The following is an 8,634-nucleotide window of genomic DNA, read 5'->3' on the forward strand; positions in this document are numbered from 1 at the left end:
TGGGGAAGCGCACCGGCAAGGTGATCCAGTTCGACCATGACCAGCTCTCCGTCTTCGGTATCGGGGAGGAGCTGAGCGAGGGCGAATGGCGGGGTGTCGTCCGGCAGTTGCTGGCGCAGGGGCTGCTCGCCGTCGAGGGGGAGTACGGGACGCTCGTGCTGACCGAGGGCAGTGGGGCGGTGCTGCGGCGGGAGCGGGAGGTGCCACTGCGGAAGGAGCCGAAGAAGGCGGCGACCTCGCGGTCGGCGTCCGGGTCGGCTGCGAAGGGGGAGCGGAAGGCCAGGGCCGCGGTGGTGGAGTTGCCGGAGCGGTTGGTGCCCGCGTTCGAGGCGTTGCGGGTCTGGCGGGCGGAGCAGGCTCGGGAGCAGGGGGTTCCGGCGTATGTGATCTTCCATGACGCGACGCTTCGGGAGATCGTGACGGTGTGGCCCTCCTCCGTGCGGGAGTTGGGGAGCGTCAGTGGGGTGGGGGAGAAGAAGCTGGCGACGTACGGGGAGGGTGTGATCGGGGTTCTGGCGGGGTTGGACGGGGGTGTGTCCGAGGCCGAGGGAGATCACTGGCCCGAGACGGACGCGGAGCCGGAGCCGGACGACTGGGTGTGAGGGTGCGGCCCGTGCAGCCGCTCCAGCGGCACGACTGCCCGCAGCTGGGCCAGCCGATCAGTACGGCTGGCCGCATCGCCCTCCGCCGCTAGCCCAGCGCCGTCAAGCCCGGGGCGAATGTGATCAGTAGTGGTACCAGTGGGACCAGGGCTGCCACCGCTGTCGTCAGGGCTCTGTGGTGGCGGGTCAGGCGGGGTGGGGGTTCCAGGAGGCGGTCCACTCGTTCGCCGAGGAGGCGGTTGCTGGAGGCGCAGGAGAGGACGCCTCGGTGTTGGTTCAGTTCGATCAGGGCCAGCGCCGTGGTGAGGTGGCCGCAGCGGCGGGATGCCGTGTCGTCGGCCGCCAACTCGACCAGGCGGTGGGTCTGGTCGCAGAAGTGGGCGAACAGGGGGATACGGGGGAAGCCGGTGGCAAGCGCGGTGGAGAGGTGCAGCAGCCAGTCGTGGCGGGCGCGGGCGTGGCCGCGTTCGTGGGTGAGGACCGCGTCCAGCTGGTGGTCGGTCAGGCGGTGCAGGGCGCCTGTCGTGACGATCAGCTGGGGCGGGTTGCCGGGCATCCACCAGGCGTCCGGGTATTCGTCCTCCAGCACCAGCAGGGGGCCGCGCGCGGCCGGGAGGCCGGCGGGCAGGTCCGGAGCGCGTTCGCGCAGGTGGGCCCTGGCCTGGCCGCGGCTGCGGTGGGCCTCGACCAGTTCACGGGCCAGCATCGCCGTCGTCCAGGCGGCCCCGCAGGCCAGCAGCAGTGTGAGGGCCGTTGCCCAGACCGGCGTCGCGGAGAGGTCGTACGCCGCGGTCACCGCCGGCGGCGCGGGCGCGAAGACATGGTCGCGGACCGTGGCGAAGACGGCGGCGGTGCCCAGGACCAGGGCCGTCAGACAGCACAGCAGAACGGTCGCGACCAGGCACTGCCACACCCACAGCGCGACCACCGGCTCCCGCTCCGGCCACGCGGCCCGGGTCAGGGAACGCGGTACCGGCACGGCGGCGGTCAGAGCGACGGCGCTCAGCAGGAGCAGGCAGACGGTCATGCCACGGGCTCCGGATCCTGGTCGGGACAAGGGCGGCTGCGGGGGCGGGCTGTGCGCGGGGCCGTGCGGAGCGTGTGCCGCGCGCACCGTCCGCCGCCCAGTATGACGGCGGCAGGCGGTACGCGGCAGACGTAGGCGACCATCGAATCGTCTGGTGAGACGGGGGAGGGTCCGTCCCGCGCGGAGTCGGCCACGAGCGTCAACTCCCCTACGGGGGCGGGCTATTCGGCAGCAGGCGGCGCCAGGCCCCTCAACCCGCCACCACTCGCCCGGTGACCTCGCCCAGCCCCACATGCGACCCGTCCGCCCCCGGAGCCCATGCCGACAGCGTCACCACGTCGCCGTTCTCCAGGAAGGTCCGCTTGCCGTCGGGGAGTTCCAGGACGTCACGGCCGTTCCAGGTGAGCTCCAGCAGGGAGCCCCGTTCGCGCTCCGTCGGGCCGCTGACCGTGCCGGAGCCGTAGAGGTCGCCGGTGCGGAGGGAAGCGCCGTTGACCGTCATGTGGGCCAGCTGCTGGGCGGCCGTCCAGTACATCGTCGAGAAGGGAGGTTCGGAGATCACATGGCCGTTGAGGGAGACCGAGATGCGCAGGTCGAAGCCGCCGGGTTCCTCGGCCGCGTCGTCCAGGTAGGGCAGCAGCTCGTGCGTGCGCTCCGGAGGGGCCACGCGGGCCTCGTCCAGTGCGTCCAGCGGGGTGATCCAGGCCGACACCGACGTGGCGAAGGACTTGCCGAGGAAGGGGCCGAGCGGGACGTACTCCCAGGCCTGGATGTCGCGCGCGGACCAGTCGTTGAGCAGGCACAGGCCGAAGACGTGCTCCCGGAAGTCGGAGAGGCCGACCGGGCTGCCCATCGCCGACGGCACGCCCACCACGAAGCCGACCTCCGCCTCGATGTCCAGGCGGACGGACGGGCCGAAGACGGGTGCCGCGTCGGTCGGGGCCTTCCGCTGGCCCGACGGCCGTACGACGTCCGTGCCGGAGACCACGACCGTGCCCGAGCGGCCGTGGTAGCCGATCGGGAGGTGCTTCCAGTTCGGGGTGAGGGAGTCCGCGGCGTCCGGGCGGAACATCCGGCCGACGTTCCGTGCGTGGTTCTCGGAGGCGTAGAAGTCGACGTAGTCCGCGACCTCGAAGGGGAGGTGCAGGGTCACCGAGGAGAGTGGGTGGAACAGCGGCTCGATGGTCTCCCGGTGGGACGGCACCGAGACCCAGGCGGTCAGCGCGCGGCGTACGTCCGACCAGGCGGTGCGGCCCGCCGCCAGCAACGGGTTCAGCGTCGGCCGGGCGAGCAGGGAGGCGTAAGGGGAACCCAGTGCCAGCGCCGCCGCGCCCGCGTCGAGGACATGGTCGCCGAGCCGTACGCCGACCCGGGGCGCGCTGTCCTCACCGGGGAGGGAGAAGACACCGTACGGAAGGTTGTGCGGGCCGAAGGGGTCGCCCTCGGGAACATCAAAGGGGGGCATCGGTGCTGCCTCACTCTCGTGCGTGCCACGGGTCCGTGTCGTCGCCGCACACGTTACGGGTGGGGCACCCGTCTTGGGCAGTGCCGAAGGAGCGGGGCGATCAGTCGTCGAAGTGACCCGCCGCACGCTGCCAGGCCAGAAAGCCCTCGATCAGCTCGGGCGGGTTGGCCGCCTCGGTCGCCTCGACCTCCCAGCCGGGACAGTCCATGTCGAAGACCACCACGGGCAGCGGCCGGCCGAACACCGCCTCGATACGGCCGCTCGCATGCAGCCGGCGGGCGAGGCCGATGCAGGCGTCGGCGAAGTGGAGCTGGAGCAGGTCGAGCTCGGCGTCGTCCTCGTCGGACTCGTCGTCCCCCTCGAACCACAGGCCGAGCCGCCTGACCTCGTCCTCGTACAGCGGGCCGCCGGCTGGGTCCTCGGGCACGTTGCCGAGCGTCTCGAAGCCGTCGAGGAGCCAGCAGGCGTAGTTCCAGCGGGCCTCTCCGGGGTCCTCCGGGCGCCGCTCCCGCCCGTACTGGGTCTCGGTGTTGTAGCCGATGGCGACATACGGACGGCGGTAGTCGTAGTCGACGCGCCAGATGCGGAAGGAGAGAGCGTAGATCTCGGGTTTCAGTTCCTCGGGGAAGCGCTCCAGGATGCCGACGGCGGCCTCCTGAAGATGCGTCGCGAAGTCCTTGCTCTCGCCTGTCACATCACTCGCCCCCGTCCGTCACCACAGGGCTCCATTTCACCAGAAGCTGACGGTGGCAAGGGAGTTGAGGGGGCGCGCGGGGCGGTGGTGGACGCCGGGGTCGTCCGGTTCGCGCTGAGTCGCCGGAGCGTCCTGTCCGTATTCTCTGATCATGGCCGCACCCATCGCATATTCACTCATCGCCACCGACCTGGACGGAACCCTCCTCCGAGGCGACGACACGCTCTCCGACCGGTCGCGCGCCGCGCTCGCGCGGGTGGCGGAGTCCGGCGCCCGGCACTTGGTGGTGACCGGCCGACCGGCGCCCAGGGTGCGGCCGCTCCTGGACGACCTGGGCAGCGAGGGGCTCGCGGTGTGCGGGCAGGGCGCGCAGGTGTACGACGCCGGCGCGGACCGTCTGCTCTGGTCCGTCACCCTGGACAGGGAGTTGGCCGAGACCGCGCTCGGCAAGATCGAGGCCGAGGTGGGGGAGGTGTACGCGGCGGTCGACCAGGACGGCGTCGACGGGCTCACACTGATCGAGCCCGGGTACCTGATGCCGCACCCCACCCTGCCCGCGGTGCGGGTCGGCAGGCGCGACGACCTGTGGTGCGAGCCGATCAGCAAGGTGCTGCTGCGCCATCCCGAGCTGTCCGACGACCAGTTGGCGGCGACGGCGCGTTCGGCGGTGGGTTCGCTGGCGACGGTCACCATGTCCGGCCCCGGGACCGTCGAACTTCAGCCATGCGGTATCACCAAGGCGACCGGACTCGCGCTGGCCGCGGACCACTTGGGCCTCGGCCAGGACCGGACGATCGCCTTCGGTGACATGCCCAACGACATCCCGATGTTCGACTGGGCGGCCCACGGCGTCGCGATGGCCAACGCCCACCCCGAACTCAAGGCGGTCGCCGACGAGATCACCCTGTCGAACGAGGACGACGGCATCGCCGTCGTCCTCGAAAGACTCTTCCGGTGAGGCTCATTGAGCCGGAAGGGAGTCGGATCAGTAGGCCCCGAAGACGTTGTCGATCGAGCCGTATCGATGGGCCGCGTAGTGGCAGGCGGCGGTGATGTTCGCGACCGGGTCGTAGGGGTCGTACGAGGTGCCGGCCACGTGGTACGCCTGGAAGGTCGGGTCGATCACCTGGAGCAGACCCTTGGACGGGGTGCCGGCGGCGGCGTTGGAGTCCCAGTTGTTGATCGCGTACTGGTTGCCCGAGGACTCCCGCATGATGTTGCGGTGGATGCCGTCATAGCTGCCGGGGATCCCGTGCTGCGCCATGACCTGGAGGGAGGCGCGGATCCAGCCGTCGAGGTTGTTGGCGTACCCCAGCGAGGCGGCGGTGGTGACGGTCGGGGTGGCCGCGGAGGCGCTGGTGGCGCCGATGAGCGGGAGCGCGAGTACGGCGGCTCCGGTGCCGAGGACGGCGAGCTTGCGGGCGATGCGCTTACGGCGGTGCTGAGCGGCAGCAGGCATGGCGAAGTTCCTCTCCGGCGCCTGCGAGGTGAGCTGTCGGGTTCGGGCGGGAGCTGCCCGGCCGCGCACCGCGAAGGGCACGCGACTTCACCCCGAGCCGTACCGGCGCGCCCGAAGACGTCCCGGCCCGGCGGCTTACCTGGGTCCCCCGCTCCTGCCGTACGAAGAATCTCGGTGGAGCCGGACGGCGGCAGGATTCGGCGTCCGCCCGACAGGCCGGGAACGTATGCGAGAGCACATGTCCGAAACAAGTAGCGGATTCACATATCAAGGGGTTTGATCTTCGTTCGGAGGGTGTGTGGCATGTGAATCTTTGCGGGTGCCAAGGCTCAACTGGCCGTCGGGGGACGGGTGTCGGGTGGAGTCTGTGGGGTGTCTGTGACCCGGCGGGCGTGAGTCAAGTCACGCGCAATCGCAAGGCGGTCCAAAACGGGCAATCCCCCCAATAGGGCTCTACTGGCCAGCCGTTCGCGGAATCCGCTTCTCCCACGTCCTATGAAAGACAACTTCGCCACCATCCGTGCAAATCACCTCATTCGAGGCGATGAAGTCCTCCGTGTCGCAGGTGATCTCCGAGCGGGTCCGCACCGTCGTGTCCCACGCCAGTTCCGGCCGGTGCAACCGGATCGACCAGTCCGAGCGGGTGCGGGCGGACAGCGGGTCCGCCTCCCGGATCGTGTACGTCTCCAGCGCGTCCTCGGTGAACTCCAGGCCGTCGGGGTACACGCGCGTGCCGCCGTACCGCGGATCGACCTCAAGGCGCCACTCACCCTTGGCCACGTCACGGACGACCAGCCGCTCGGGGCGCGGCTCGTCCAGCGTGACCGGGTGGCTCACGCCCAGCGGCTCGGCCTGTTCCGGTTCTTCGAAGGCGACCTCGGAGGAATCCCCACGCGCGTGTACCGGCAGTTCCAGCAAGCTCCCCGCCGAATCCAGCGTGAACCCCGCCCCCGACTCCGCCTGCGGCCAGACCCACGGCCAGTACGCCGACGACACCGCGAGCCGGATGCGATGCCCGGCCGTGAAGGCGTGCCCGATGCCGTTCAGCTCGAACTCGACGTCCTCTGTGGCACCCGGCTCCCACGGCACCGCCCGCTCGCGGCCATGGCGCGCGGAGAGGTTCAGCACGCCCCGCGTCACGAGGGTCGAGGAGCCGTCGGGGGCGACGTCGCAGACCCGCGCGACGACCTGCCCGCGCGACACCTCCGACGTCAGCCGCAGCCGCACCTTCGGCCGCCCCAGCACCCAGGTCTCCTCGCCCACCGCGAACTCGAAGCAGGCCGAGCGCGCGTCCTCCTCCCGCTGGTCGGGCGGCAGGTCGGCATCGTTCCCGAACGGGAGGAAGCGGCCGGCGTCCACACCGGTCTGCATGGGCGACCGTACGAGCACGGGGGCGCCCTGCAGGGCGTACGTCACGTTCGTGATGTGCGGGGAGGGCCAGGCCGGCTCGCCGACCCAGCGGCCGGGCAGGGTGCCGTAGACCGTGGCGGGCGGATGCGAGTCGCTGACGTAGGCGCGCAGGAGGGGTTCCTTCATGGCGCCGGTGTCGGTGCCCTTCAGCCAGTGGTCCCACCAGCGCAGGGTCTCCTGGAGGAAGCCGATCGCCGGGCCGGGCGGCAGGCCGCGGTCGGGGTACTGGTGGGACCAGGGGCCGATCAGACCGCGGACGCGGTCGGCGGGCAGGTGCTCGACGAGTCGTAGCACGGTGTCGCGGTACGGGTCGTGCCAGCCGCCCACCGCCAGCACGGCGGCCTCGATGGCGCCGTAGTCCTCGCGGACGCTGCCGTGGCGCCAGTAGTTGTCCCGGGTCCGGTGGTCCAGCCAGGTGTGCAGGAACGGTTCGACGGCCTCCAGGCGCCTCAGCCACATGTCCCGCCAGGCGTCCCCGACGTACCGCGGATCGGGCGGCCGGGAGACGAACGCGAGCATGGTGGCGGCCCAGGCGTGCATGTCCACCGCCAGGACGGAACCTCCCGTGTAGTGCGCGTCGTTGTCATAGCGATCGTCGGTGGAGCAGACCGTGACGATCGCCTTGAGCGGCTCGGGCGCGAGGGCCGCGATCTGGAGGGAGTTCACGCCGCCCCAGGAGATGCCGAACATGCCGACCTTGCCGTCGCACCAGGGCTGGGCCGCCAGCCAGTGCACCACCTCGACCCCGTCGGCCAGCTCCGCCGCCGAGTACTCGTCCGTCGGCAGCCCCTCGCTGTTGCCGTGCCCGCGGATGTCCACCCGGACGGAGGCGTAGCCGTGACCGGCGTACCAGGGGTGGCGCTGGAAGTCGCGCGGGGCCGTCCAGTCGGTCAGCCGGCACGGGAGGTACTCAAGGAGCGCCGGTACGGGCTCGTCGGTCAGCGGGCGCCACACGCGCGCGTAGAGCAGTGTTCCGTCCGCGAGCGGGACACGGAGGTCTTCGTGGGTCGTCTCGTAGGGGAAGGACGTACGGATGCGCGGGCTCATCGCGTTGACCTCGGTTCGAGACACACTCCACTACTTCCACGTAAATCGATAGATACCAGTTGTTATCAGGTGATCAAAAACATAACCGGCGTGATCCGATGCCGCCCCTCGTGGACCGGCGGGCGGCATCGGTGATCGAAACGTGACCGGATACGCTGACTTGAGTGAAGGCAGCGACCTATCGACAAACCGCGTAAGCGCCGGTAGACACCAGCAGACAGGAGACCCCTCGTGACCGTCGTCGGGCCGTTCGGGCTGAGCGTGCGGGACCAGGCTCTGGAAGCCGATGTCCAGGCCGGGTTGGCGGCTGTCGAGGAGGGATTGCTCGAAGCCACCAAGAGCGAGGTCCCCTTCATCACGGAGGCGGCCCAGCATCTCGTGCGTGCTGGCGGGAAGCGGTTCAGGCCGCTGCTCGTGATGCTCACCGCGCAGTTCGGTGACCCGTACGCGCCGGGGGTCGTGCCGTCGGCCGTGGTGGTGGAGCTGACCCATCTGGCGACGCTGTACCACGACGACGTGATGGACGAGGCCGACGTCAGGCGCGGGGTGCCCAGCGCCAACACCCGCTGGGGGAACTCGGTCGCGGTCCTCACCGGCGACTTCCTCTTCGCCCGCGCCTCGCACATCCTCGCCGACCTCGGTCCTGAGGCCGTCCGGGTCCAGGCCGAGGCGTTCGAACGGCTCGTCACCGGGCAGATCCTGGAGACGGCGGGACCGCAGGACGGTCGCGACCCGGTCGAGCACTACCTCGATGTGCTGGCCGGGAAGACGGGATCGCTGGTGGCGGTGTCGTGCCGCTTCGGCGCGATGATGTCGGGCGCCGACGAGACGGTCGTGGACGTGCTCACGCAGTACGGCGAGCGGCTCGGGGTCGCCTTCCAGCTCGCGGACGACGTGCTGGACATCGCTTCCGACTCGCGCGAGTCCGGG

8 protein-coding genes and 1 riboswitch are annotated in these 8,634 nt (G+C 70.6%); of the genes, 3 read left to right on the forward strand and 5 right to left on the reverse strand.

What is annotated here, in order from left to right; all coding sequences use genetic code 11:
• On the forward strand, positions 1–602 hold a 602-nt coding region (locus H4N64_RS43415), incomplete at its 5' end, for an HRDC domain-containing protein (protein WP_186288142.1).
• 88 nt (positions 603–690) lie between these two features.
• On the opposite strand, the gene H4N64_RS43420 is transcribed toward H4N64_RS43415, so the two are convergent.
• From H4N64_RS43420 to H4N64_RS43430, 3 genes are all read right to left on the reverse strand, one after another.
• Complete coding sequence (locus H4N64_RS43420) at positions 691–1,629, reverse strand: M56 family metallopeptidase (RefSeq protein ID WP_186288143.1); 939 nt, start codon at positions 1,627–1,629, stop codon at positions 691–693.
• 250 nt (positions 1,630–1,879) lie between these two features.
• Positions 1,880–3,094 carry a fumarylacetoacetase gene (fahA, locus tag H4N64_RS43425; protein WP_186288144.1) on the reverse strand — a complete coding sequence of 405 codons (1,215 nt, stop codon included), beginning with the start codon at positions 3,092–3,094 and terminating at the stop codon, positions 1,880–1,882.
• A gap of 100 nt (positions 3,095–3,194) precedes the next feature.
• Positions 3,195–3,788 carry a hypothetical protein gene (locus H4N64_RS43430; RefSeq protein WP_186288145.1) on the reverse strand — a complete coding sequence of 198 codons (594 nt, stop codon included), beginning with the start codon at positions 3,786–3,788 and terminating at the stop codon, positions 3,195–3,197.
• A gap of 151 nt (positions 3,789–3,939) precedes the next feature.
• Between H4N64_RS43430 and H4N64_RS43435 the strand changes: the two genes are divergently transcribed.
• On the forward strand, positions 3,940–4,746 hold the full coding sequence (locus tag H4N64_RS43435; protein WP_186288146.1) for an HAD family hydrolase: 807 nt from the start codon (positions 3,940–3,942) through the stop codon (positions 4,744–4,746).
• A gap of 27 nt (positions 4,747–4,773) precedes the next feature.
• Here H4N64_RS43435 and H4N64_RS43440 read toward each other — a convergent pair whose 3' ends face one another.
• Both H4N64_RS43440 and H4N64_RS43445 read right to left on the reverse strand, forming a co-directional pair.
• The gene (locus tag H4N64_RS43440) at positions 4,774–5,247 is read right to left on the reverse strand and encodes a transglycosylase SLT domain-containing protein (protein WP_186288147.1); all 474 of its coding nucleotides are present in this window, start codon (positions 5,245–5,247) and stop codon (positions 4,774–4,776) included.
• A gap of 3 nt (positions 5,248–5,250) precedes the next feature.
• A riboswitch (cyclic di-AMP (ydaO/yuaA leader) is annotated at positions 5,251–5,434 on the reverse strand.
• Positions 5,435–5,700: 266 nt separating this feature from the next.
• Positions 5,701–7,704: a CocE/NonD family hydrolase gene (locus tag H4N64_RS43445; protein ID WP_186288149.1), complete on the reverse strand. Its 2,004-nt coding sequence runs from the start codon at positions 7,702–7,704 to the stop codon at positions 5,701–5,703.
• A gap of 231 nt (positions 7,705–7,935) precedes the next feature.
• Between H4N64_RS43445 and H4N64_RS43450 the strand changes: the two genes are divergently transcribed.
• A partial coding sequence (locus tag H4N64_RS43450) for a polyprenyl synthetase family protein (protein WP_186288148.1) occupies positions 7,936–8,634 on the forward strand: 699 nt, incomplete at its 3' end.

Origin of the sequence: Streptomyces cupreus (assembly GCF_014257025.1) — a bacterium.
Classification (GTDB): domain Bacteria; phylum Actinomycetota; class Actinomycetes; order Streptomycetales; family Streptomycetaceae; genus Streptomyces; species Streptomyces cupreus.